This window comes from Sorangiineae bacterium MSr12523 (assembly GCA_037157775.1).
GTDB lineage: Bacteria > Myxococcota_A > Polyangia > Polyangiales > Polyangiaceae > Pendulispora > Pendulispora brunnea.
On record CP089982.1, the window covers coordinates 10,759,429 to 10,785,510 of the forward strand.

Sequence of the window (26,082 nt, forward strand, 5' to 3'; positions counted from 1 at the left end):
TAGGATGGCACGCTCGAGGATCTGTATGAAAAGGACGCTTTCCCTCCCATTGACCTTGTTCTTGCTCGCGTGCGGGTCGTCGTCACCCGAGCCCGCCGCCCCTTCCGCAACGCCGACCGCGGCGTCCAGCCCCGCGCCGGCGGCGCCCGTGGCCGCAGACGATGCCATGGCGCTGATTCAGCGCATGAAAACCGCAACGGGCGCCCAACACTGGGGCGAGGTGCGTGCGCTGCACGCGAAAGGCGACGCGGTCTTCGACGGTGTCAAGGGCACGTTCACCCTGGATGAGGACCTCCAGGGCCGCTTCGCCCTGCACGCCGCGCACGAGGTGTTCGTCGTGGGCGAAGGCTTCGACGGCAAGCAGCGCTGGCGCCAGGATGCCGGCGGGCAGCCGCACGCGCTCGACACCGCGGAGGCGAAGGCCATTGCCGTGTCCGAAGTTTACTTGGCCAGCCACGGTTACCTGTTTCCGGACCGGTTCAAAGCGCAATTTCGCCGCTCGCAGTTCGAGGAGCACGGGCGCCCCTGGGAAAAGCTGGAGGTGATACCCGAGGGCGGACGCACCATCACGATGCGCATCGACCCCAAGAGCTACTTGGTCGACCGCACCAGCATGCACCTGTCGTTTCACCCGCGCGTGACGAAGTATGCGGATTACCGCCCCGTGGACGGCAAACTGCAGCTCCCCTTCTCCATTCAGACGCAAGACGACGAGGCGCTGACCATCGCGTCGTACCGCATCGAGACGGGCAACGCGTCGGATGCCGACTACGCCGTGCCCTCCAACAAGGTCACCGACGTGCGCATGACCACGCCGAAAACCCTGGCTGCGATGCACCTGGATCCGGGGGGTCGCTTCCTCGTCGAGGCGAAGGTGAATGGCAAAGGGCCCTTCCTCTTCATCCTCGACACGGGTGGCCACTCCATCGTGACCCCCGAGTTCGCGGCGCAACAGGGCCTCGCGGCGGTCGGAGGCGGCATCAGCTATGGCTCGGGCGAAGGCTCGACGCCCACGAAGTACACGAAGGTGGCCTCGTTCCGACTCGGCGGCGCGGACATGATCGATCAGCCCTTTTTGATCATGCCGTTCCCGTATTCCATGCTGGATCGCGGGAAAAAGCCGCCCATCGTGGGCGTCTTGGGCCTCGAGGTGTTCGACCGGTTCACCGTTCGCATCGACTACGACGCCAACACGATCCAGCTCTCCCCTGCCGGCGCGCCACCGCCAGCCACGGGCACGCGCGTGCCCATCGAGTTCACCCTCGATATGCCCATGATCCGCGCCAAACTCGACGGCCACGAGGGCATGTTCGGCATCGACACCGGCAACTCGGGCGACGTGGTCATCTTCGGCGAGTGGGCCACCAAGAATGGCCTCGCCGACCGTTACCGCGCCGGCATGCCGCTCACCTCCTTCGGGGCCGGTGGCGAGTCGGTGAATTACTTGGCGCGCGCGCAAGGCATGGAAATCGAAGGCCTGGTGGTCAAAGATCTCCTCGCGCGCCTTGCCCTCGACAAGGGCGGCGCGTTCGCGGCCACGGGCGAAGCGGGGAACATCGGCCAGACCGTCTTTCCGCGCTTCAACATCACCTTCGACTACCGCGCGAAGACGATGCAGCTCGAACCGCGCAAGGCGCCGAAGATCTGGCCTGCACCCCGCGCAGGATTCGGTGCGGGCAAGGCCAAGGCGGACACGTTCCGCATCCACACCGTCATCAAAGACGGCCCCGCGGCGGCGGCGGGCCTCAAGGTCGGCGATACCTTCGTGGCCATCGACGGCGTCCCCGCGGATCGCCTTTCCTCGGCGGATCTGTATCAAAAAGTCCGGCAAGCGCCGGGCACCAAGGTGCGGCTCGCCGTGGAACGTGACGGGAAACGTCAGGACGTGACGCTCACCCTGCGCGAACTCGTGCCGTAAAGGTCGAAGTGCTTAGCGCCGCCACGGCTCCTCGGTCGTTGGCGGCGTGGTCTCGCGTGCATCCTGCACGGCTTGCGCGAGGGCAAAGCGCAGGGCACAAATGCGGCCGGCGACGACGAGAAGGCGGCGCAGCGAGTCGGTCACCTTGTCGCGCGTGCGCGTGGTGAACTCGAGCCACCCGGCCGATGTTCCCGGAAGGGGAACGGCAATCTTCGTGCGGCCGTCGCCGGTGGCCATTTCGAGCACGGTGAGGCCATCGCGCGAGGCCGGCTGCTCGCCGCTGGGCGGAACGAATTCGACCACCTCGCACTCGGCGTACGACTTTGCCCAGCCCTCCAACGCGCGCGCGATCGACGGCGGATCGGTGGCGCCGCCCAGCGCTTCGTCCAGGGCAAACACCGCCGCGAGCCCCCGCACGTCGGCGGCGACGCCCGTGAAGAGGGTGTGCACGTCCTTCGTGATCGAGGCGCGGTAGCGGGGCACTTCCTCGAAGTCGTCCGCGTCGGCCGCCTCGGTCACCAGCAGGTACGTGTCGCCCACGACCACGGTGTCGCCCACTTTGACGATGGCCTCCGCGATCTCTTTGCCGCGATAGAGAAGCGGCGCGGCGCCATCGCACACGTGAATGCGCGCGCCCTGCTCCGTGGCCACGACGTGGAAGTGATGGCGCGACACGGACCGATCGTCGAGGCGCAGATTGGCATCGCGCGCCCGGCCTACCATCTTCACGTCGTGGTTGATGATGAGCTGGGCCCCCACGTTCAATCCGCGTGCGACGATGAGGCGCCGAGTCGGTTGGGCCATCCCACCACACAGCATAGTCAATCGATCGAAATTCGCGAGCGCCGTTGTGCTTCCAGGTTGGCCAGACCGCCCCAACAGGCCCGATCAGCCTAGCATCCGTCCGCACGGGCTTTCTTCCGTCCGGCCGAAAACGCTGCACGATGTCCTTGGCGAACGCATTTGCAGCGTCCGGGCGTTCAGCCTCGCGCCAGCAGGCGGGCCAGCTTGGAAAGCGCCACGATGGTGCGCAATTCGGTTACGACGCCGTGCGCATCGAGTTGCACCATGATGACCGTGCGCGGCGCCAGGCCGTCGCGCTTGGACGAGCGGCAGGCCACGATGGCGGGCAAGCCATTGAGCATGCGAAGCGCGACCTCGATGCCACCGCGCTGGCCGGCCTGCGTCGTCTTGGTCCAGAAGGTCGCCACCTTTTGCCGGCCGCGCACCGGGACGCGGGCGGCAATGTACTCGCCGTCGGAATCGGTGACCGAGCGCACGCTTTCGGCCAAAAGGCGCTCGATGGCCTCCGTGTCGCGCATGGCCAACGAAGCCATCAGCGACGCGAGCACGGCGCGCGTTCGCTCCTGCAGCTCCCGCGTCGGAATGCAGCGCGCCCGATCGTAGGTCTCCATCATGCGGCGGGCGCGGTGATGCGTCACTTTGACGTGCGTCTCGCTCATATCGAGCACGCCCGCCACCTCACGCACGGAATAGTCGAAGACGTCGCGCAAGAGGAGCACGGCGCGCGGGCGCGGCTGCAGGGCCTCGAGCGCCAAGAGGAACGCGAACGACGCGCTCTCCAGCAAGTCGTATCCCGCATCGGCCGCCTCGGACGCGCCCGACGTATCGGGGCTTGCGTCGTCCTCCGTGTCGATGGGCTCGGGCAACCACGGCCCCACATAACCGCGCCGGCGGCGCTGCCGCAGAAGATCGATGCCCGCGTTGATGGCAATGCGCCCCAGCCACGGGCGCATCTCGCCCTCGGGCTGTCGCTCGCGGGCCATCGCGCGCACGAAGGTGTCCTGCACGATGTCGTCGGCATCCTGCGCGCTGCCCGTCATACGGTACACGATCGCCCACACGTGCTTTGCGTGCTGGCGGTACGCTGCATCGTAGGACGGGTCCGTCTTCAACACTCGGTCATCATGCCACGTCGCGCAGGGTGGTGGCCTCCAGGGCAAGATCTGCCGCGCGGTATGCGCTGGCGAACGCCCCGTCCGCAAGCATGCCTTCGTCGCCGACCCAGTCGCCGGCCAGAAAAAGGCGCGGCACGTCCGCCACCGCCACCGGCGTGCGCACGCCACGCGCCGATGCGCGAGGCAGGTCGTTGACCACGGTCATGGCCGGCAGAAATCGCGTGTGGGCTACATGCGATCGCCAGCCCGGCTGCGCGCGATCGAGCACCCCCTCGAGCTCGGCACGGACGACGCCGGGCTTCACCGTTTCGCCGGCCAAGTAGCGCGCCACGTGGATGACGGCACCGCCCTCCGGCGCAAGGCGTGCGAAGGCGCTGTGCACGGACAGGTAGTCCGCGCGATCCAGGCCCAAGGTGAAATGGTGCCGCGGGTTGGGAAGCGCGCGCAGGGCCACATCGAGGCACGCCGCGCGCACGGGCACGGCATCGGAGGCGGCGCGTGCGAGCGACGCGCTCTCGGGCACCAAGTTGACCGCCGCGCGCGGTCCCACCGCGAGCACCACGGCATCGGCCACGAGCTCACCTCCATCGGGCAGGTGCACGGCGAGGTGCCGGCCCTCGCGCGCGACCCGTTCCACGCGAGTGGGGGCGACCCCGGTGTGAATGCGCACGCCGGCCTGCCGGGCGCGATCCGCGAGGCGATCGACGAGGCTTTGCCAGCCGCCGTGGAGATACGTCACGCCATGCGCCAGCGTCATGCGCAGCTGGCGCATGGCCCACGCGGCGGAGATGCGCTCATGATCCGCGCAGTACGTCGCCACGCGAAAGAGTGCCGCGAGAAACACCCGCGCCTCGGCATTTTTCACGCGCCCGACCCACGCGGCGAGCGGCACCGCCTCGAGCCCCTCGTCATGGGCCAGCGCATTCATCGCCGAGGCCAATTCGAGCTTGCCGCCCACCCCAATGAGCCCACTCGCCAGCATCGACACGGTGCCACTCGGCATGGGGTGCACGCGCCCGCCAAGCTCGACGAAGCGATGCGCCGACTTGAACACCAGGCCGTCGAACGGCACATCCATCGCGCGCAAGACCCGCTCCGCATGCCCGCCGAGGTACAGCGCGTGCGGCCCTTGGTTAAACACCCAGCCCTTCTCGTCGTCCGAGGCGCCCCTGCCACCGAGCCGTTCGGCTCGCTCCAACAGCGTCACCGCGGCCCCTGCCCGCACCGCGCGCAACGCCGCACAGAGGCCCGCAAGCCCGCCGCCAACCACCACTACGTTGCTCCTCGTCATGATCACCTCTTTTCAAAGGGATCACGACGAGGCTCGCCGAAAGGTTACACGGCGTCGGGCTTGTTCCACTCCTGGATGGACTTCACGCTCGTCCGCACGCCATGGCTGGCCTCGATGGCGTCGCATGCAGCGAGCGCGGCCGCGATGGTCGTGAAGTAGGGCACGTTCATCAAGAGCGTCTGCCGCCGCAGCGAGAAGCTGTCACGCACCTCGCGGGCGCCCATGGTCGTGTTCACCACCATGCCGACCTTGCCGCTGCGGATCTCGTCGACGACATGGGGCGCGCCCTCGGCCACCTTGTTGATGACCTGCACCGGGATGCGCGCACGCTGAAGCGCCGCCGCCGTGCCGCGCGTGGCGGAGATCTGGAAGCCCATGGCGCGAAGACGCCGCGCGATGATGCACGCGACCGGCTTGTCCTCGTCCTTCACGCTGATGAAGGCGCGCACCGTCGACCGGGTCTCCTCCTTCAGGAGCCCCGCTTGCCCGACGGCGAGCATGCTCTTGCAGAAGGCGCGTGCAAACGTATCCGCGATGCCCATCACCTCACCGGTGGAACGCATCTCCGGCCCGAGAATCGTGTCCACCCCAGGGAACTTCGTGAAGGGGAACACGCTTTCTTTCACCGCGACGTGGCGCGGCACGATCGCGTCCTCGACGCCCAGTTCGTCGAGCATCTTGCCCACCATCACGCTCGCCGCGATGCGCGCCAGCGGGCGGCCCGTGGCCTTGGAGACGAAGGGCACAGTGCGGCTCGCGCGCGGGTTCACCTCGAGGACGTACACCTCGCCGCCTTTGATGGCGAACTGCACGTTCATCAGCCCCACCACCCCGAGCTCCAGCGCCAGCATGCGCGTCTGCTCTTCGATGGAGAGCACGATCTCCGGGCTGAGCGAGTGCGGAGGCAGCACCGAGGACGAGTCGCCCGAGTGCACGCCCGCCTCCTCGATGTGCTGCATCACACCGCCGATGACCGCGCGCTTTCCATCCGCGACGCAGTCGACGTCCACCTCGATGGCGTCCTTGAGGAACTCGTCGATGAGGACGGTGGTCGTCCCCGCATCCCTCGCAGCCTCCACCGCGCGGTGCACGTAGGTCGCGAGCTCTTCGCGCGTGTACGCGATGAGCATCGCGCGCCCGCCGAGCACGTAGCTCGGGCGCACCAGCACCGGGTAGCCGATTTCGTCGGCGATGCGCATCGCCTCCTCGGCACCTTGCGCGATGCCGCTGCGCGGCCTTTTGAGCGCGAGCTTGCTGAGTAGCTCGTCGAAGCGCCCTCGATCTTCGGCGCGGTCGATGGCATCCGCCGTCGTGCCGAGCAGCTTCACCCCGGCGCGCTCGAGCGGCACCGCGAGCTTCAGCGGCGTCTGTCCGCCGAATTGGACGATGACGCCCTCGGGCTTCTCTTCTTCGACGATCGCGAGCACGTCTTCCAAGGTGAGCGGCTCGAAGTACAACCTGTCCGACGTGTCGTAGTCGGTCGACACCGTCTCGGGGTTGCAGTTCACCATCACGGCTTCGTACCCGAGCGACCGCACCGCCTGCACCGCGTGCACGCAGCAGTAGTCGAACTCGATGCCCTGCCCGATGCGATTCGGCCCGCCGCCGAGGATGACGACTTTGCGCTTCGTCGCCTCGCTCGCGCCCGACTCGCTCTCCGTGTCGTACGTCGAGTAGAGATAGGGCGTGTGCGCCACGAACTCCGCGGCACACGTGTCGACCCGCGAGAACACCGGCTTGACGCCCACGCGCTGCCGCTCGGCGCGCACGAGGTCCTCGGTGCTGTTCGTGATCAGTGCGATCTGCCGATCGGAGAAACCGAGGCGCTTGAACCGGTGCAAGGTCTCGCGCTCCAGGGTCGCCGGGCCGAGCTTCACCATCTCGCGCTCGGCGTCGATGATGCGCCGGATGTGCGCCAAGAACCACGGGTCGATCTTCGTGCGCGCGTGCAGCTCTTGCTCGGTCATCCCAAGCCGCATCGCATCCGCCACGTAAAAGAGCCGGTCCGGGGTGGGCACGCCCACGAGCGAGCGCAGCGCCTCGAGCTGCACGGCGGCATCCACCGGGGGCAGCTCGTGCGGAAGCTCCACCTCGGGGGCCTCCATGCCGAGGTCGCGCGCCTTCTTCGGCTCGGCCAGTGCGCGGTAATCGACCTTGCCGAGGAGCGACGAAAGGCCGTCTTTTCCGGTCTCCAGCGAGCGGCCGGCCTTCTGCAGCGCCTCGGGGAAGGTGCGGCCGATGCTCATCGCCTCGCCCACGCTCTTCATCTGCGTGCCCAAGGTGTTCTCCGCACCGGGGAACTTCTCGAACGCGAAGCGCGGCCACTTCACCACGACGTAGTCGATGACCGGCTCGAACGCGGCGCTGGTCTTGGTGATGTCGTTGGTCAGCTCGTCCAGGCGATAGCCGACGGCCAGCTTGGCGGCGACCTTGGCGATGGGGTAGCCCGTCGCCTTCGACGCGAGCGCGCTGGAGCGCGACACGCGCGGGTTCATCTCGATGACGTAGACGCGGCCATCTTCGGGGCTCACCGCGAACTGCACGTTCGAGCCGCCCGTCTCCACGCCGATTTCCGTCATGACGGCGCGCGAAGCATCGCGCAGCCGCTGGAATTCGCGGTCGGTGAGGGTCATCGCCGGCGCCACGGTGATGGAGTCGCCGGTGTGCACGCCCATGGGGTCGATGTTCTCGATCGAACAGACCACGATGAAGTTGTCCGCCACGTCGCGGATGACCTCGAGCTCGTACTCCTTCCAACCGAGCACGCTCTCCTCGATGAGCACCTCGGCGGTGGGCGACTGCGCGAGCGCCCAGGCCACCTTGGCATCGAGTTCGCTCGCATCGTAGGCGATGCCGCCGCCCGATCCGCCCAGGGTGAACGAGGGGCGCAGAATCGCCGGGAAGCCCGTGCGCGTGACGATGTCACGCGCCTGCTCCACCGACTTGGCCACCTCGGCGCGCGGGCAGCGCAGGCCGATCTTCTCCATCGCCGCCTTGAAGAGCGAGCGATCCTCCGCCTTGGCGATCGATGCCGGCTTTGCGCCGAGCATCTCCACGCCGAGCTCTCGCAGCACGCCGTGTTCGTGCAACTCCAGGGCGAGGTTCAACGCGGTCTGTCCACCGAGGGTGGGCAATATGGCGTCAGGCTTCTCTCGGGCGAGGATCGCGGCGACCGTACGAAACTCGAGAGGCTCGATGTACGTGCGCGAGGCGAGCTCGGGATCGGTCATGATCGTCGCAGGATTGGAGTTGACGAGGACGACCTCGTATCCCTCCTCCAAGAGCGCCTTGGCTCCCTGCGTGCCCGAATAGTCGAACTCGCAGGCCTGGCCGATCACGATCGGTCCCGCACCCAGGAGCAGAATCTTCTTGATATCCGTCCGGCGGGGCATTGCGTCCCGCCCTATACCAGATCAGCGCCGGGCGATGGAGCTACGTGTCGAATTCTGGTCCGGACCGAGCGGAACCCCGTAGCGGGCGTGCAGCCGTCTCGCCTCGACGGAATCCGGATGATTTTCGAGGACCTCCTCGAGCACGGCGAGCGCGTCGGCGCGGTGTCCAGTGCCATCGAGAATCGTCGCCAAGAAAATTCGCGGCTCCGCGCTGCCATCCCGCAGCGCCCACGCCTCGGCAGCGCGCCGCGCATCCCGCAGATCGCCCGCCTTGGCCGCCGCGTTCGCCCACGCTTTCAGGGCCGCGGGGTCGCTCATGTGCGTTTTCGCGTAGGAACGCGCCTCGAGAAGGCGGCGGTCGGGCGCACGATCGAGCGTCCGCGCCACAATCTCCGTACCCGTGGCCGTTTCGGCGTCCGCTGCACGAGCCTCGACTACGGGGGCCTCGGGCACGGGCACGGGCACGGGCACGGCGGACGTTGCCAACGAGCTCGCCTCGGGGGTTGGAACCGCGTTATGCCCGAGCCCGATGGCGCGCACACCCACAGCCGCCACCGCAACGAGCGCAACCGCAGCCGCGGCCCGCGACACCGCCCTGCGCACCTTCCAGGAAACGGACCGCGCGGGCGGCGCCAGGCTCGCTTCCAGCGCCTCGCGCATGGCGCGCGCGCTCGCAAAGCGATTGTCCGCCGACTTGGCGAGCGCGGTCATGATGACGTCCTCGAGCGCCTCCGGGATCCCGCGGTGCGGGGCGCGCACGCGCGGGGGCTCCGGCACCTCGCGCAGTTGCTTGCCCATCACGAGCACGCTCGACGAGCCTTCGAACGGCGGCGTTCCCGTCACCAATTCGTAAAGCACGCACCCGAGCGCGTACAGATCGCAGCGCGCATCGACCGAATCGCCGGCGACTTGCTCCGGCGACATGTATTCCGGCGTGCCAAAAATCGCGAACCCTTGGTTTCGCTTCTCGTCGTGCGAGCTCACGTCGCTCAGGGCCATGGCCACGCCGAAATCGAGCAGCTTCACGACGCCCGAGCGCGTGAGAAAGAGATTCGCCGGCTTCAAGTCGCGGTGAACGAGGTTCGCATCGTGCGCCGCCTCCAGCGCGCGCGTCGTTTCGATCGCGAGCTCCACGGCCTCGCGGAAATCCATGCCGCGCGTGCGCGCGAGGCGCAGATCCAAGGTCTCGCCGTCGAGCAGCTCCATGGCGAGGAACACGCGCCCGTCGAGCGCGCGCCCGAAGTCGTACAGCAGGCACAGATTCGGATGCGACAGCGCCGCGATCGCACGCGCCTCGCGCCGGAAGCGCTCGATCGCGTCCTTCGCCGACGCATGCTCGGGCGCGAGCACCTTGAGCGCGATGCGCCGCCCGAGCTCCACGTGCTCGGCCTCGTACACCGCGCCGCTCGCCCCCTCGCCGATCTTGCGCACCAGCCGATACGGAGTCCCCGGCAAGGTCGCCGCATCGTCGTTCATGTGCGCGCGCACCTGCTCGGCGACGGCGCCCGCCGCCGGCGTCGAGGACTCCTTCTGAAGCGCCCGCGCGCCCTTGAGCAGCTTCGCGAACTCGGCGCGCGATCGCGCGGGCTCGGCGGGCCAGAGCACCTTCATCAGCGCCGACACGCGCCCGCGCACCCCGCGCTCACCGGCCTTCGCCGCCGGTGCGGTGGAGAGAATCTTCGCCAGATCGTGCGCCGCCTGCGCCGCCGCGGCGTAGCGATCGTCGGGCTCGTTCTCGGTGAGCCGCGCAATCACGGTGTCCAAGTCGGCGGGCGCGCCAATCTCGTCGGCGATCTTCGGCACGACGACCTTGCCCGCCGCGGCGTCTTCCAGGTGCTTCTGCGGATCCTGCGTGAGGAAGCGCCGCCCGGCGCAAAGCTCCCAGAGCATGATGCCCAGCGCATAAATGTCGATGCGCCCATCGCCGACCTGCTGCCGCGCAACCTCGGGGGCCACGTACCCGGGCTTCGCGAATACGACCCCCGCAACCGTGTGGCAACGCCGGTTGTGACCGCGCGCGGTGCCGAAGTCGATCAGCTTCACTTCGCCGGCGTAGCCGATCATCACGTTCTGCGGGCTCAAGTCGCGGTGCACGATGCCGAGCGGCGTTCCGTCCACCCCTGCGCGCTCGTGCACGTGGGCGAGAGCGTGCGCCATCTCGATGGCGATCGCCAGCGCCTCCGGCCAACCAATGCGTGCCCCGAGTTGGATCGCGCGCTGCCGCACGTCCGCAAGCGACCGGCCCTCGACGTACTCGACCAAGGTGTACGGCTCGCCCGCTTCGTCGGTGGAGGCCTCGAGGACCTGCGCCACGCCGGGGTGATTCAGTTGCGACTGCACGCGCGCCTCGTCGAGGAACCGCGCCAGGAACGACCCGTCGTGGATGTGATCGCGCCGCACCGTCTTGACGACGCACGGCCGCTCCGCGCCCTCGATGCCCGTGGTCGCGGCCAGGTAGACATCGCCCATGCCGCCGCGCGCGAGGAGCTTCATGAGAAGCAGCCGCCCGAACACGCGGGGCACGGCCATCGCCGCATCCGAGGGCGACGCCGCCGAAAATCCGCTCGAGATCGGGGCCTTGGAGGGCCGGTCCGCCGTCGCTAGCTCGGTCATGCGCCGGACGGTAAAGAGCGCCCCCAGAAGGGCCAAATTTTCGGCCCCAGCCGGCGGCGCCCTACCTCATTGCGGCGCGCACAACCCCGGCGGCTTCTTGTCGATGGTGGCGATTTGCTGCTTTGCGTCGATGCCGATCTTCTGCTTCGGGTACCGGTTCACACACGACTGAAACGCGAGCTTCGCGTCGTTGCAGTCATGCAGCATCAAGTACGACTGCCCCATCGCGTACAGCGTTTTGTCGAGCACATTGGACTTCGGGTTGAGCTTCAACACCCGGTTGAACTCGCCCAGCGCCGTGGCGGGCCGCCCTTCCAGCAAGTCGGCATCGCCCATCAGGAAGAGCACGTCGTCCGTGCGATCGTCCGTCGGATACCGCGACACGTACTCGCGCCCCAAGGTGCGGGTGAGCCCCCAGTCCTTCTGCGCATACGCCGCCTCGGTCGCCGAATAGTGCTGCGCCTTGTCCGCCGGAATGCTCACGGGCGGAGGCTTGGTCGGCTGCACCTCCTGGGCGCGTTTCAACTCGTCGAGGCGCGCATTCACTTCTTCGCGCACGGAGCCGACCTCCTTGCGAAGGTCCTCCACCGCCCGGCTGCCCTCGTCCAACTTGCCGGAGAGCGAGTTCACCCGGTTCTTCTGGGCGACGATGTCCTCGTCCTTGTCGGCATAGGCCCGCGTCGCATTGTCGAGCCGCTCGCGCGTCGCATCGAGATCGGCCCGCAAGGTCGCAATCTCCTGCTTTTGCTGCTCGATCGTCTTCGTGAGCGCGTCCACCCGCGCCACGTCGGCCTTGTGATCCTTCTCGAGCGCAAACAGCCCGCACCCGGACGTAGCCAGGGTGAGGGCTGCTGCCGCTAGTGAAACCCTAGCGAATCTCGATGTCGACGCGGCGATCATTCTCCCAGCCTGCCTCGTCCGTACCCACCGCATCCAGCTTGCCGCGCGACGACGTGGCAATGCGGTCGGCGCCGATTCCCGCAGCCGAGAGGAAGCCTTTCACCACCTCCGCGCGCTCGGCGCCGAGGCTCATGTTGAACTCGTACTCACCGCGGTTGTCGCAGTGCCCCGTCAGCAGGACGCGCGAGCCCTTCAACGGCCCCGACGTCAGGCAGCCCACCAGGCGCTGGAGCGTCTGCTTGCTCGCATCGCGCAGGGTCGCCTGCTCGAAGTCGAACTTGGGCGCGGGGAAGTCACTGCAGCCGGGCCCGCCTTGGGGCGGCTTGACGCAGTGGCCATTTTCGCAACGCGATCCTTGCGGGCACGGCTTTTCGTCGCTGCACTCGCGCACCTCCGCCACCTTGTCCTGGCAGCGGTTGTTCACGCAGGGCGCACCACCCGGGCACGCCTTTTTGTCGTCGCAGTAGCCGACGACGGCCAAGCACTGGCCGGACTCGCACTTCTGTCCGGTGGCGCAGCCCTTGTCGTCGCGACAGTCGACGCACTTCCCATTGAGGCAGACGCCCTTGTGGCCGTCGGCGTTGCAGTGCTCATCGTTGTCGCAATTGGGCCATTTGGGACCGCCGCATCCGACAAAGACGCAGACGACCACCAGCGTGATCCACGCGAACATGCGAAGCGCCGCGGCTTGCGGGGTACGCACCTTTCCGTGGGCGGATTGCGTGCTGGAAAGAGTCATACCTCCGGGGGTTAGTCGCCGGGCGGCCTCTTTGTCAACCTTACATCGCCACCGCGTCGTCACGGGGAGCGTGCTATGAGCTGCACCGCAGCAATGGCGACCGCCCCGATTTCGCAAGTCACCACCACCTCCATCGACTTCGATGCGAATCGGTACAAGACGATCCTTTGGCTCGCGATGCCCACGGTCTTCGCGATGCTGTCCCAGAGTTTCGTCAACGAGATCGATGTCTTCTTCTTCGCGCACCTACCGCACCCCGACAGCTCCAACGGACAAGCTGCACTTTTCCCGTCGCTCATCATCGTCTGGCTTTTCGGCGGCTCGCTGAGCGCATTGAGCGTCGGCACGCAGGCTCTGGCCGCGCGCCGCTTTGCCGAGGGTGACCACGCCGGCGCCGGCGCCGTTCTCACCAACGCCACCTTCTTTTGCGTGGTGATGGGCGCGGTCCTGTCGGTCGTCGGCTACCTCGCCGTCCCGAGCATCCTCGGGTTCATGCTGAAAAACCCGGGGGTTCTGGCCACCGCCACCGCCTATGCGCGCTGGCGCCTGCTCGGGGTCATCGGCATGGCCACGACCATGGCCGTGAAGTCGTTCTTCGATGGCATCGGCAAGACGTACGTCCACTTGGTGGCGGCGCTCATCATGAACGTGTTCAACGTTCTCTTTTGCTGGATGTTCATCTTCGGCCGCCTCGGCGCCCCCGCCATGGGCGCCCCGGGCGCTGGCCTCGGCGCCTTTCTGGCTACCTGGATCGGGCTGCTCATCATGCTCTGGTTCGCGCGCCAGGTCCGGCAGGACTTCTCGCTTTTCCGCCGTGCGCACCTCTCGGCGAAGCTGAATTGGGACATCCTCAAGCTGTCCATCCCGGCGGCGCTGGCGAACATCATCATGATGGGCGGCTTCGCGCTCTTCTCGAAGGTGGTCGGCCAGCTCGACGAAACCGCCATCACCGCCGCCGGCGGCATCGCCGAAGCGGTCAATGGCGCCGCCACGACGGACATCGTGGCCATCCTCAAGCTGACCTTCACCGCCTGCATCGCCTTTGGCACCGCGACGGCGACGCTCGTGGGGCAATCCCTCGGTGCACGCCGCCCCGACGATGCATCGGCCTTCGGCTGGGCCAGCGTCCGACTCGGCCTGGTGCTCTTTGGCCTAATCGGCCTTTGCGAAGGCCTCCTCTTCACCCCGCAGCTGCTGCACTTCCTCAGCCACTCCCCCGCCGTGCGCGAAGCCGCCTTGGTCCCCATGCGCATGATGGGCGTCATGACCCCGATCATCGCCGTCGCGATGATCCTGAGCGAGGCCTTGTTCGGCGCCGGCAACCCGAAGTTCGTTGCCGTCGCCCAGTTCCTCCTCGTCTTCTTCTGCCTCCTGCCCTTCGCCTATGTCTTGGGCATCGTGTTGAATCTAGGTCTCGTCGGCATCTGGAGCGCCGCCTGCATCTACGCCTCCCTCGCCGCCGTCGTCATGACCCTGAAATTCCGCGCCGGCGCCTGGAAGAAGATTCGGCTTTAGCAGGCCCCGCTTCGGAAGGGCCAAGCAGAAATTACGTGCTATTCTCGTGAGCATGGACGACGCGTTTCGCATGCGCGCAGAAGCTCGCCGCCAGCGTGCGATGTGGGGCGGCGTTACACAGTCCCACGACGAACTCGACGAACTCGACCTTGATTTTTGGCTGCAGGTCGAACCAACCGAACGCCTACGCGCGGCATGGCTCATTCACGAAGAGACCCACGCGTTGAAAAACGATGATTCTCCCCTCCGACTTCAGAGATCTATTGGAGGTACTCGGCGCCTCGCGCGTTAAGTACGTCATCCTGGGTGGGTATGCCGTGGTCTTTCACGGACGGCCGCGTGCAACCAAGGATATGGATCTGTTTGTTCGTCTGGATGCGGAGAATCTGCAACACCTTTCGGAGGCACTCGACCAATTCGGTGCCCCGCGTGACGTCGTCGACGCAGCGCGGTCGATGACAGCGAGCGACATCCTCTACTTCGGAGCACCGCCGCTTCGCGTCGACTTTCTGGGCTTCGCGAGCGGCATTGAGTTCGATGAAACGTACGCCCATGCGCTCGTCGTCGACGTGGACGGTGTATCCACCCGCATCATTTCGTTGGACGATCTCATCACGAACAAGCGCGCGTCCGGACGACCTCGCGACATCGAAGACGGTGCCCTTCTCGAACGCATCCGCAGCCGCAAGGCAGCTACGAAATGAGCGCTGCTCGAATCTGAGCCCAAGTCTCGGCTAGCCATGCCGCGCGATATTTGTCTCGTCAAAGTGGGATGTCGCCGAAGGCGCATTCGAACAGCTACGAGATCGTTCAAAGTTACGGTAGCCTTGTCCCCCTTTTCGATTTTTTGTTTCACAATCCAAAGCCCGACGAAATCTGCAGACGCTTGATGGTTGCCTACTACTATAAAGCGCAACTCTTTCAATGGTTTGGCGCTGCCACCGACGGCGTTATCAATGCAATGCACACAATCGTCGGCAGACCACTGGACCGGCGGTTTCCTGTAAATGCCATCAAGGCACATTTCGGCAAATCGCACGACACTGAGCTGAGTGCTGGTCACCTCATAAGCATTCGAAACCGACATATTCTACTGAACGTCGTCTACCTCGACCAATTCGGAACGAGTCCATTCCACGTCAGCTACAAAGCAAACGAACCTCACATCGACCACATCTATCCCCAAAGCGGTCTTCGGAACGACATGGGTCTCTCAGTCGATGAGATCAATCATCTCGGCAACTATCGATTCGTCGGAGCGAAAGATAATCATCGCAAACGCGCAGAGCAGCCTGCCTCCTACTTTGGGCGTCTTAAGGCCGCCGGGATTCCGATCGACAAACATCTACTTCTGACGGCAGAGTCAAACAACCCTAAGCTTCTCGCCTGGGAAGTTACAGCGTATCGCTCATTTCGAGATCGTCGCCTGGAAGCGATAGGCACGATTGCGTCGAGAGTCCTGAATGCCGAGCTGCGAGCTAAAAGCGAATAGAGGACTTCGAGACACCACCGAGTACGCATTGAGTCAGCCGGCATCACCTCCGCCGCCCTGCATTTGCTTGAGCAACTCCTCCTCGTTGATCTCGCCGCTGCCCTCCGACGACGGCGCGGACGGGGCGGGCGCCGCCCCGGCGTCGGCGCCGCGCATCAATTTGAGGAGCTCCTCGTCCTCGCTGTCGGTACCCGGCTCCGACGAGGACTCCGCACCTGCGGCCGGGGCCTGCGGGGTGGCTGCGGCGGGCTCGGGGAGCTGGCCGCCGGGCCACTTTTTGCGGTCCTCCTCCGAGCAAGGCAGAGGATTCGTGCGGTCCTCTTGGACGCACTCGAGGAGCCACGCTTCGCGCGGCGGTGAGTTGACCCGGGCGGCCGTTTCCCGCGCCTCGCGGATGTCGGTCAGAATGGTGACGTCGCTCAAATATGGAATGTAGCTCACCATCACCAGGGCCAAGGCCAGAATGCCCGCAAAGGGCAATACGATTTTGTACAAATCGACCACGGGCCGATTGAAGCGGAAACTCGATATGAACAAATTGAGGCCCAACGGCGGGCAGCAATAGGCAATCTCCAAATTGAGGAGAAAGATCATGGCCATGTGGAACGGCCCCAGAGTGAAGCGCGCCGCGAAGGGCAAAATCAGGGGAACCGCCACCAGAATGGCGCTAAAACCATCCATGAGCATGCCCAATACGAGCAAAAATACATTGAGCACAATCAGGAATTGCCACGTCTTGGTCAAACCCAACTTGACCATGAAATCGAGCACCTGATTCGGAATGTGCTCCTGAATGACATAATTGATCAACGCATTGGCCATGGCCAAAATCAGAATCACGGCCCCGGCCAGCGCCATCGACGACTTCGCAAGACGTGGAAGGTCCTTCTTCAGCGAGAGGTCCTTGTAGATGAACACCTCGATGCCCAACGTGTACAGCGCGGCAAGCCCCGCGCTCTCGTCGAGGGAGGTCAACCCCGTCCCCAGGCCACCCAGGATGATCACCGGAATGAGTAGCTCCCATTTGAGGAGCCACAACGCCGCGAGCATCTCGCGCCCGTTGATCGGCGACAACTTCACCTTTTCGCGCATGCCGACGTAGGCCGCGTAGACGCCCAGCATGACCATCACGAGCACGCCCGGCAGAAGCCCCGCCTTGAAGGTCTTGTTGAAGTCGATGCCGGCGACCAGCGAATAGACGAGAATCGGCAGCGACGGCGGAAGCAGGAGCCCCAAGGATCCGCCCGTGGTCACCAGCCCCAAGGCAAAGGCATCCGAGTACCCCTGCTTTCGCAGCGCCGGATAAAGGAGCCCGCCGATGGCCACGATGGTCACACCGCTGCCGCCCGTCAGCGTCGTGAAGAACGCGCTCGCCACGATGCAGACGATGGCAAGGCCTCCGGGCATCCACCCGAAAAACGCGCTCGACGCCCGCACGATGCGGTCCGGCGTCTTCGATTCGGCCATCACGTAGCCGACGAAGGTAAAGAGCGGAATGGTCACCAAAATGGGCGAGCCCGCGAACCGCTCGTCGAGCACCGTGGGCGCGATGTAGCGCAAATGGTGGTACGCCGCGTCGCGGTGCATGAGCCAGGCAATCTCGCTGGCGCCGCCCATGATGGCGAACAGCGGCGTACCGAGCAGCGCGAGCGCGACCACCAAGGCCGCCACCAGACCGCCGCCCCACGCCACGAGGAGCACGAAGAGCCCCACCAGCGACAAACCGACTTTCGCCCCCGCCGAGGGCTTCGCCTGCGCGACCGCACTCACGACGACACCCCTTTCTCAGCCGACGGCGGGAGGCCGTGCTTTTCGAGCTGCGTCTCCTCCACCTCTTCTTCCCCGTGCGCCGCATCGGGATCGACCCGCACATGGCCGCTCAGCGCGAGGAGCGCGCGAAGGATGAAGCGCAAACCGATCATCAAGAGCCCGAAGGGAAAGATGAAGTTGATGTCCTTCACCAAAAGATCCTGCGCACTCTCCGCCGCGCCGGGAATGCTGATGAGCGGTGCACGCGTGCCCTCCGTCATGCGCATCGTGTCGACGGCATCGGGCGGGTAGTGCTCTTTCCACGACGAGCCAGCGAGCCATTCGTTCCACTCGTTCGCGCCGAGGTAATCATTGTAGTTCTTGCCGCCGAGCACCTTGGGCAGGCTCTTGAAGTCCAGCGAGATCTGCCGCCCCAACAGGAACAAGTCCGTCCCCAGCTCCTTCTCCACGTGCGCGATGCGCTTTCCCGCGGGCACGTCGCACGTCCGCGCCGGATCCTCCGGACATGGCTCGGTCACCGGGGCGTGAAAATCCACGATGGCAATGTTGTCGAAGAACCCCCACACGCCGGCAAAGCACATGAGCGCCGCGGCCAGCCATCCCAGCACGGCCACGGGCACGCGCAGCTTCGGCGTGAGAAAGCGCATCACCACGTCCACGTTGATGTGCTTTCCCTGCGCCGTGGCGAGCGATGCGCCGAGGAGCGCAAGCCACAACGTGAGCCGCGTGGCCACGCCGCGAAGCCCGCCGATGAGCGTCAACGTCGATGCCGACTGCAACCAATTGAGCAAATTGGAGCAATACTCCGCGCCGAAATTGGCCCATGCCCGCGACACGAGCAGCCCGGCGACGACCGCCGCCGTCGTCCCCACGGAATACCGGCGAATGGCCGCCGCATCGGCCTTCAGCGAAACATCGCCCACGCCGCCCGCCGCGGCGCGGTACGGTTCGTCCTTCACCGTGCCCGAGCCCCCACCCGCGTCCTTCGGCTTGAGGGCCTTGTGCGCAATCAACCCGAAGAGAACGGCGCCGACGAGCGCACGCAGCACCAGACCCGATTTGTCCTCGCCGCCGGAATACCCTGCAGCCATCCCCTTCAGGAAGATCCAGATGCAGAGCGCAAGGATCTCCGCCACGAGCACCCATGCACAAAGGCGCGACTCGAACCGCGTCCACACCTTGTCGACCCGCACCAACGGCGCGCCCCAAGGCTGCTTCGGGAGCCCCGGCGGGGCCACGGGGTGCGAGGCTGGTGCCGGCACCATTTCGGGCCCCACGCCATTCTCGACGTGCTCGACGTGCTCCACTCGCTCGACCTCGGCCTGCGGGAGATCCTTCTTCTCGTCCATCGCGAGGAAGCGTAACGATTTCTCACGCGCGCGAACACAAAACGAAAGAGCCCCGCGCCACGAAAGCGCGAGGCTCCTTGGAGCGGGAAGGCTGAAACCTACTTCCCCGCGGCCTCCACCTGGGCCATCAGGTTCGCGTCGAAGGGATTGCCCTTCAACTTGTTCTTCGTCTCGTTGGCCAGCTTGTCCCATTCGGCCTTCTCCGCCGCGGTGGGCGAGTACGGCGTCATGCGCGGCGGGGTGTTGGCCTTCGGGTTGCCGACGGCCAGCCGCTCGTAAGCCGCCTTGTCGGCCGCACGGATGCTGTTCGTCAGTGCCTTGCCGGTGATGGCGCCCGTCTCCTGCAGCGCGGTCTGCACGTCGGCAGGCAGCGACTTCACCTTGGCCGACGAGAACACCAAGGCACCAATCGCATAACCCGACGTCATCGTATTGATGTGCGTGAGTTGCGGCGACCACTGAAGCTGCTCGGCCGCCAGCGACGGGCTCACGATGACGTTGACCGCCCCCGAGGTGAGATTGCCCGTAATTTCGGGGATCTGCACCGCCCGCGGCGTCACCTCGCCAATCAGCGAAAAGAGCATCGGCACGATGGGATCGCCCTGGATGAAACACGTGCCCCGCTTCTTCAAGTCCGCCGGCACCTTGACGGGAAAGCCCTTCGACATGATGTGGGCCACGCCGACGTCGCCCTCACCAATGTTCTTGAAGCCCGCCTTTTCGAACTCCGCATCGATGGTCGGCTTGAATTTCGCACGGGCCGCGTCGAGCTTTTCCCACGACGAAAAGAGGCCGGGGACCTGCAAGATGAGCACTTGCTTGTAAATCTGACCGAGACCGATGGCGGTGACCGCCGCCCCGTCGAGCTGCCCGGTGCGGATTTTCCCGACCATGGCCGCCTCGTCCCCCTGCGTCCCGTTGAAGAAGAATTGAATCTCGGCCGCGCCACCGGTGCGCTCCTTGAATCCCTTCTGCCAAACGGTGAAGACCTTGCCCCACGGGGACTCTTTGGGGGCCAAAGTCCCTATCTTGAGGGTTGTCCCTTCCGCTCGCGCCGAGGTCGCCGCCCCCAAAACGACGGCGAACACCGCGAGCATCACGACCAATCTACGAAGCATCCACTGCACCTCCTTCAGCCGGCACGTTTGTTCTTGGACGAGGATGAAGATCCCGTCATTCATTCGGGCCTGGGGCCCTCCTAGGCCTCATCAGCCATCGATTTTGCATTCTGCGACCGGTTCATTCGGGCCTGGGGCCCTCCTAGGCCTCATCAGCCATCGATTTTGCATTCTGCGACCGGTTCATTCGGGCCTGGGGCCCTCCTAGGCCTCATCAGCCATCGATTTTGCATTCTGCGACCGGTTCATTCGGGCCTGGGGCCCTCCTAGGCCTCATCAGCCATCGATTTTGCATTCTGCGCCGAATACCGCGCTCTGCTTCAGGTCTTCGAGGGATTCGGCTTCGCCGCGGGCGCCGACATATCGAATCCGCAATCCGACATGCGCGTTTTTCCAAGGGCCCGCTTGGCGCGGCGTTTTGCCACGGTGTTGGTCAGGCGCTGTTCCGGATCCGGATCTTCGGCCGAAAGCACTTCATTGATCAGCTTTTCATAAAGCCCCCGGTCGCCCTTCAAACAAGCATAACGCGTTGCGTAATTAAGCTGAACCACAAGCGATTTGTGCTGGGTCTTTGCGAGCACGTCCTCGAATTGCGTTTTCGCCTGGTCCAATTCCGCCACCGCGGAACGCGCGTGGTAGGCCGCAATCGCCGTTTGGGCGCCGTAATGCATGACCGTCGGATCGAGCTTGGCGCTGCGGTCGAGCAGGGCCACCCCGACGAAGAGATCGGCGACGAGCACCGGATCGTCTTTGGCGATGTTCACACGCCCGAGCCAGGCGTAGCCAATCCAAAACAGCGTTTCGGCATCGTCCTTCGAGGTGAAGTTCTTCTCGAGCCACTGGCGCAACGACGCGTCGTTCTTCTTCGCATCGTCGAAGCCGCTCGCCTTGGCTTTCAGCAGCTCGATGCCATAGAAGATGGCCCGCTCGTAGCCCATGCGCGCGCGCTTCTTGTGGTAGTCGGCCAACTCCTCATCGCCCGAGTCCGAGGCTGCCTCGAAGTCGTCCTCCGGAAACGCGAACGCGTACCCGACCCACCCTTTGGTGAGCAGAAACAGCGCATCTTCGTTGTCCGGGGCGAGGACGTGCATCCCCTCGAATTGCGTGAGCCCGGCCGATGCCGCACTCCTGGCCAATTCGTAATCGCCAATCGTGTTGAAGCTCGAAGAGGCCTGCCGGGTGGCGCTGATCTGGCCGTTGGTGAGCATCGATTTGATGCAGCCCGTGCCGAACACGCTCATGGTGGCAATGGTTGCGAGGGGGAGACAGCGCCGGAGGAACGATCGCATCGACGACGAGCTCATGAGCCCCAGGGATACGAGGGACATCGCACTTCGTCAACGATTCGTCGATTTGATTCGTGAAGCCATGATCAGGGTGCACGCGGCGCGGGTACGCACTTCCGGATCGGCATCGGCCAAGAGCGGAGCCCCACGCGCAGCCCGGCCCAGCGCCCCCAGCGAGGCCGCCGCCTGAAGCCGCACCCACGCATCTTGGGCCGTAAGGTCGCGCTCGATCCACGCTTGGATGCGCAGATGCCCGACGCTGGCCAACGCCGACCGCGCATTTACGGCCATGCGCCCGGTATCCTCACCGGCGCGGACCTCGAGCACCTGAATTGCAGCCGCCCGGTCGGGCCCACTTCCCAGTAGCCGCGACTGGGCCGCGATTTCCATTTCGCGATCGCTACCCCGGCTCCCATCCTTCGCGGCCTTTCGAAAGGCCTCCACGATGTCCGGCTCCGCCAACGGCGCGATGGACATCGCGTGAAGGCGATCGCGCCGCGAGCCGCTCACGATGGTGCGCGCCAGAAGGGCCACGGCCGAACTGCGGATGCCTGGATCGATTTCCTTGCGGCGAGCGGCCGCCGATGCCGCCTCGATGGCACCCGGGCCATGCTCCGCAGCCACCAAGAGACGCAGCGGCGCCGCACCGCCGTGCGCATAGACGCGCGGGGAACTCCACGCGACCGCAATCGCCTCGCGCACGCCGTCGTCGCCGTTGGTCCAGAGATCGCGCAGCTTGCCCACGACCTTCTCGCCGCCGATGGATGCGAGCGCCCGCACCGCGTCCGAGCGCACGATGCCCTCCGGATCGACACGGGCCACCGTCGCGAGAAGCTCCACCTCGGCGTCGGTCGCATCGTCGGGATCCGCCTCCGCCGATGCGCGCATCGCCGCACGACGCACCCGCGGGCTTCCGTCGCCCATGGCCGCGAGGCGCGCCTGCGTATCCTTCTTCCGCGAGAGACCGCGTGCCCCCACCGCGCGCCACGCGTCGGTCGTATCGCCGGTGTACGAGCGCGCGCTGCCAAGGCCGAGCTCTCCCGAGTCGATGCGCATCCATGCCGCCTCGGCCCCCGCGTCGTCGTGCGTATCCATGCGGGAGGCCAGCACGCCGTCCAGCTCGCGCGCGCACCCGCCCACGTCGCGCACGCGGGCGACCGCGCGATTCGCGGGTGCCGTCGTGATCTCGCGCCGGGCCACCTTGCGCGCGAGATCGGTCGCCTCCGCGTTGGTCAGCTTGCCCGTACGATGTGCATCCGCAATCCGCGCGCGCAGGGCCGCCCAGTCGCCATGCTCCGCGGCACGCATCGCCGGAGACCCTCCGCAGCCCGCCACGATCGCGAGCACGGCCGTCATCCCCGCGAAGTGCCACCCGGCTCGAACTTTTTCGCTCATCTTTTCCGCGCCATGCTAACGGCGAGGACGCTTTGGTGCACGTCATCGTCAATCGCCTCGCGCGGCACCTTCGGTCCGAGGGCGCGCTTTACCGCACCCTCACCCGAGCCGCCCCGGGCGGAGCGGCGCGGAAGATCTATGAAACGCGCTCTTTCGACGAACTCGACCGCGCCGCCCATGCCATCGCCGCGGCGGCCAACGGCACGGATGACCGCGTCGTCTTGGCCGGCGGCGACGGCTCGTACATGGCCGGCATCACCGCGCTGGAGCGCGCCTTCGGCGAGCGGCCCCTTCCCAGCATCGCCCTCGCGCCCGGCGGCACCGTCGCCACGGTCGCGCGCAACTGGGGCCTGTCCGGCCCCACCGAGCCGTACGCCGCGCGCCTGCTCGCCGCCGTCGACAACGGCGCCGCGCGCACCACGTTGCGTCCCACGTTGCGCGTGCGCGACGCCCAAGGCGGCAACCGCGTCGGCTTTATCTTCGGCACCGGCCTCGTGTCGCAGTTCTTCGACGTGTACTACGCCTCGCCGCAACAGGGGTACGCAGGCGCAGCGCGCATCGTGGCGCGCATCTTCGCCGGCTCGCTCACGGGTGGAAAGCTCGCACGAAAGGTGCTGACGCCGCTGCCCTGCACCTTGTCCGTCGATGGCGAAATGCAGTTGCCCAACGCCTACAGCCTCGTGGTCGCCAGCGTGGTGCGCAACCTGGGGCTATCGATGCGCGTTCTCTACCGCGCCGGCGAGGATCCGAATCGCGTGCACGTTGTCGCCAGCCCGCTGGGCGCCAAGCGCCTCGGTCCACAGATGCCCCTCGTGCTCGCCGGCAAGCCGCTGCGCGGACGCGATCACATCGATCGACTGGCCCGCTCGTTCCGCGTGACCTTCACCGGACCGGTCGATGCGTACGTTCTCGACGGCGATGTGTTGCGCGCCCCCTGGGTCGAGGTCACGGCAGGGCCGACGTTGCGGATGCTGACCGCCCCCTCCTCCTAGAGAGCATCGCGCGTCTAGTTTAGCCGGACGATTGTGTCCGCGACCGCGGTCGGTTCCGTCCGGTGTGTAACGAGAATGACCGTTCGCGTCCCCCGCAGCCGCGCGATCGCGTCGAGCACCCGCGCCTGCGCCTCACGATCGAGCCCATTGGTCGGTTCGTCGAGCAACAGCACGGGCGCTTTCGTCGCCATGGCGCGCGCCAACCCGATCCACTGACGCTCCCCACCCGACACAGGGCGCTCATCGGAGCCGAGCCGGCGCGTTCCAAGCTGCGTCACTAGATGATGCGCGCCCAGCGCATCGAGGCAGGCTTCCGCCCCGTCGGCCTCGGGTGCGACGCATACATTTGCCTCGAGCGTGTCGAGAAGCAACGGCGAGTCCTGCGGCACCCACGCAAACGGCCGCGCCGCCGGCCCGATCGGCGCATCCGTCACATCGGCGCCGCCGTAGATCACGCGACCCGTTACCGCCTTCTCGAGCCCGAGCAACGTGCGCAGCAACGTCGTCTTCCCCACGCCGGTCCTTCCCAAAAGGACGACGATCTCGCCCGCCTTCGCGCAAAACGAAATCGCGCCCGCCTCGCCGCGCCCTAGCCGAAGCCCCTCGATCTGCAGATCCCCCGGCTCGTTCCCCGCTCCCGCTCGCGATTCTTCTCGTTCTGCGCTTGGGAGCGGAGAGAGATCGCCCAGGGTTTCCATCGCGACGCGCGCACGCACCCACGCGAGCCGCGCGTCGGTCAACTCGCGCAGAGGCCGATAGGCCAGGAAAAACGCGATCGCGAATGGCAGCAAGGTCCCGCCACCCGCACCCGCCCCAAGCCAACCCGCCCGGGCGGCGAACAACGCCAGCACCAAGGCCAGCGCTCCCAGAATTTCGTTCGATCCCGACAGCGTGGCCGCGGACATCTCCATGCGCGCTGCATGATCCGTCATCTCGCGTCCCAAACGTGCCATGTGCGCCTGCACCTTCGGCACGGCACCGTACGTGGCCCAAAGATCCGCGTGCCGCACGGCCTCGTCGGCTGCCTCGAGCAGGGCCTCGCCTTGCTGCGCGCGTGTCTTCAAGCCGCGCTTGTACTTTTTGCGCACGTACCCCAGCAACGCGCCAAATGGCGCGAACACGAAGATCGAGGCCGCCGCCAGCCGCGGAGAAATCGCCACGAGCACCACCGCGAGCGGAACCAACTGGGCAATCGCGCGTACTCCACCGAGGAGGCCGAATTCCAAGCCTCGTTCCAGATCATGTACGCGCTCGGTCAACGCAGCGACATGCTGAGCCCAGGGACCACGCATCCCCACGTCGGACACGTCCGTCCCGTCTTTCCCGCCATGATCTCGCTGTCGTACCGCACGCCAACGATGATCACTCAACCACGCGTCGAGCACGCGCTGCCGCACCCAGAGGCCCACCTCTCCCGCAAGTTGCGCCTGCACATAAACCGACGCGCTCTGCCCCGCGACCTTGAGGAGCATCGCACCGAGACCGACCACAGCCGCCACGACAGCGGGATCAGTGGAGACCCAAGCAGTACATCCACGCAGAGCGGCAAAAACGTGTCCACTGGATCCCCCGCCCTCCGGGAGACCGCCCCCAAGAAGTGCCCGTGCCAGCACGCCTGCGGTGAGCGCCACGCTGGCGTGGCCGATGGCGTGCATGACGGCTGCGACGAGAAAAAGCACGACGCGCCCGGGACGCTTCAAAATGACGAGCCCCAAACGGCCATATGGAAGACGAGGGACTGTCACAACTGAAGTGACTCTCGCTTATCGCAGCACACGCCCCTAAATCCAGCGTCGGCTGGAACTCGGCACCATCGTGCATCCCGCCCACGACAGCGGCGCAAGCCGGTCTTACGTTGCCATCAACGCCTTTTGACCCGAGATGCAAACGAAGCGTACCGCCAGGTCCGAATCTCCTTCGGAGCGTGAAAAAAATCACGCAGTCGCTGCACCCAAAACCCTTGCTGCGCCCGCACGTAGCACAAGCCCTAGGGGAACGAAAGTTGCAACCAAAATTGCAAAGGACTCCCCAAAAGAACTCAATGATCTCCGCGCGTCGAGCAAGCCGAGCAAGTCAGATCGGCCGCCGCTCGCCTCAACGTCACGGTCCACTTCAACTTCACGGTCTCTAGAACCGACTTCAGGTCACTCTTCCTCTGAGCCTCGCTCATCTGCAGCCGCAGCCGATCGAGCAGGTTCAGAGGGTGCAGGTCGTCAACCACAGATAGCCGCGTCAGCCAAGAAAAAAACGAAACCGTCGCCGTCACCCCGGCATGCTTCGCGTACTTCGCAGGTTCTGACTCCCAGCAGGTCACTTGTCAAAGATTCTCGTTCGCCCACCCCCTCATCCGCATCGGTCTCGGACCCGCCCGCCGAACCGAGCCACGTCCGGGC

The 26,082-nt window shown here is 65.9% G+C and carries 18 protein-coding genes; 5 read left to right on the forward strand and 13 right to left on the reverse strand.

All coding sequences use genetic code 11. The features are described 5' to 3' along the window. Window positions 1-25 precede the first annotated feature (25 nt). Window positions 26-1,918: an aspartyl protease family protein gene (locus tag LZC95_42400; protein WXA93090.1), complete on the forward strand. Its 1,893-nt coding sequence runs from the start codon at window positions 26-28 to the stop codon at window positions 1,916-1,918. A gap of 12 nt (window positions 1,919-1,930) precedes the next feature. On the opposite strand, the gene LZC95_42405 is transcribed toward LZC95_42400, so the two are convergent. The 7 genes from LZC95_42405 to LZC95_42435 all read right to left on the reverse strand — a co-directional run bounded on the left by LZC95_42405 (window position 1,931) and on the right by LZC95_42435 (window position 12,772). Beyond that, a complete protein-coding gene (locus tag LZC95_42405) occupies window positions 1,931-2,722 on the reverse strand; it encodes an FHA domain-containing protein (GenBank protein WXA93091.1) in 792 nt (263 codons plus the stop codon). Window positions 2,723-2,898: 176 nt separating this feature from the next. Then, complete coding sequence (locus LZC95_42410) at window positions 2,899-3,837, reverse strand: sigma-70 family RNA polymerase sigma factor (protein WXA93092.1); 939 nt, start codon at window positions 3,835-3,837, stop codon at window positions 2,899-2,901. 7 nt (window positions 3,838-3,844) lie between these two features. Beyond that, a complete protein-coding gene (locus LZC95_42415) occupies window positions 3,845-5,128 on the reverse strand; it encodes an FAD-dependent oxidoreductase (GenBank protein WXA93093.1) in 1,284 nt (427 codons plus the stop codon). Window positions 5,129-5,172: 44 nt separating this feature from the next. Next, window positions 5,173-8,520 carry a carbamoyl-phosphate synthase large subunit gene (gene carB / locus LZC95_42420; protein ID WXA93094.1) on the reverse strand — a complete coding sequence of 1,116 codons (3,348 nt, stop codon included), beginning with the start codon at window positions 8,518-8,520 and terminating at the stop codon, window positions 5,173-5,175. Between the two features lie 21 nt (window positions 8,521-8,541). Further along, window positions 8,542-11,133, reverse strand: a complete 2,592-nt coding sequence (locus LZC95_42425; protein WXA93095.1) for a protein kinase — start codon at window positions 11,131-11,133, stop codon at window positions 8,542-8,544. 66 nt (window positions 11,134-11,199) lie between these two features. Continuing rightward, window positions 11,200-11,919, reverse strand: coding sequence for a tetratricopeptide repeat protein (locus LZC95_42430; GenBank protein ID WXA93096.1), 720 nt, complete (start codon window positions 11,917-11,919; stop codon window positions 11,200-11,202). A gap of 82 nt (window positions 11,920-12,001) precedes the next feature. Further along, window positions 12,002-12,772, reverse strand: coding sequence for an OmpA family protein (locus LZC95_42435; GenBank protein ID WXA93097.1), 771 nt, complete (start codon window positions 12,770-12,772; stop codon window positions 12,002-12,004). A 93-nt stretch (window positions 12,773-12,865) separates the two neighbouring features. On the opposite strand from LZC95_42435, the gene LZC95_42440 reads away from it, so the two are divergent. The 3 genes from LZC95_42440 to LZC95_42450 all read left to right on the forward strand — a co-directional run bounded on the left by LZC95_42440 (window position 12,866) and on the right by LZC95_42450 (window position 15,779). Next, a complete protein-coding gene (locus LZC95_42440) occupies window positions 12,866-14,287 on the forward strand; it encodes an MATE family efflux transporter (GenBank protein ID WXA93098.1) in 1,422 nt (473 codons plus the stop codon). A gap of 233 nt (window positions 14,288-14,520) precedes the next feature. Then, window positions 14,521-14,991 (forward strand): nucleotidyltransferase, encoded by a 471-nt coding sequence (locus LZC95_42445; GenBank protein ID WXA93099.1) that lies wholly within the window; start codon window positions 14,521-14,523, stop codon window positions 14,989-14,991. A 68-nt stretch (window positions 14,992-15,059) separates the two neighbouring features. Further along, window positions 15,060-15,779: a hypothetical protein gene (locus LZC95_42450; GenBank protein ID WXA93100.1), complete on the forward strand. Its 720-nt coding sequence runs from the start codon at window positions 15,060-15,062 to the stop codon at window positions 15,777-15,779. Between the two features lie 33 nt (window positions 15,780-15,812). Here LZC95_42450 and LZC95_42455 read toward each other — a convergent pair whose 3' ends face one another. From LZC95_42455 to LZC95_42475, 5 genes are all read right to left on the reverse strand, one after another. Continuing rightward, the gene (locus tag LZC95_42455) at window positions 15,813-17,549 is read right to left on the reverse strand and encodes a TRAP transporter large permease (protein WXA93101.1); all 1,737 of its coding nucleotides are present in this window, start codon (window positions 17,547-17,549) and stop codon (window positions 15,813-15,815) included. Beyond that, window positions 17,546-18,898 (reverse strand): TRAP transporter small permease, encoded by a 1,353-nt coding sequence (locus LZC95_42460; GenBank protein ID WXA93102.1) that lies wholly within the window; start codon window positions 18,896-18,898, stop codon window positions 17,546-17,548. The genes LZC95_42455 and LZC95_42460 overlap by 4 nt, the downstream gene beginning before the upstream one ends. Window positions 18,899-18,996: 98 nt before the next feature. Further along, window positions 18,997-20,016, reverse strand: coding sequence for a TRAP transporter substrate-binding protein DctP (dctP, locus tag LZC95_42465; GenBank protein ID WXA93103.1), 1,020 nt, complete (start codon window positions 20,014-20,016; stop codon window positions 18,997-18,999). Between the two features lie 320 nt (window positions 20,017-20,336). After that, the gene (locus LZC95_42470; protein WXA93104.1) at window positions 20,337-21,344 is read right to left on the reverse strand and encodes a TRAP transporter TatT component family protein; all 1,008 of its coding nucleotides are present in this window, start codon (window positions 21,342-21,344) and stop codon (window positions 20,337-20,339) included. A 9-nt stretch (window positions 21,345-21,353) separates the two neighbouring features. Continuing rightward, window positions 21,354-22,697, reverse strand: a complete 1,344-nt coding sequence (locus LZC95_42475; GenBank protein WXA93105.1) for a HEAT repeat domain-containing protein — start codon at window positions 22,695-22,697, stop codon at window positions 21,354-21,356. A 35-nt stretch (window positions 22,698-22,732) separates the two neighbouring features. Here LZC95_42475 and LZC95_42480 point away from each other — a divergent pair, with 35 nt between their 5' ends. Continuing rightward, entirely contained in the window at window positions 22,733-23,689 is a 957-nt protein-coding gene (locus LZC95_42480; GenBank protein WXA93106.1) for a hypothetical protein, read from the forward strand. A gap of 14 nt (window positions 23,690-23,703) precedes the next feature. Here the strand turns inward: LZC95_42480 and LZC95_42485 are convergent, their stop codons facing one another. Then, entirely contained in the window at window positions 23,704-25,368 is a 1,665-nt protein-coding gene (locus LZC95_42485; protein WXA93107.1) for an ABC transporter ATP-binding protein/permease, read from the reverse strand. Window positions 25,369-26,082 lie beyond the last annotated feature (714 nt).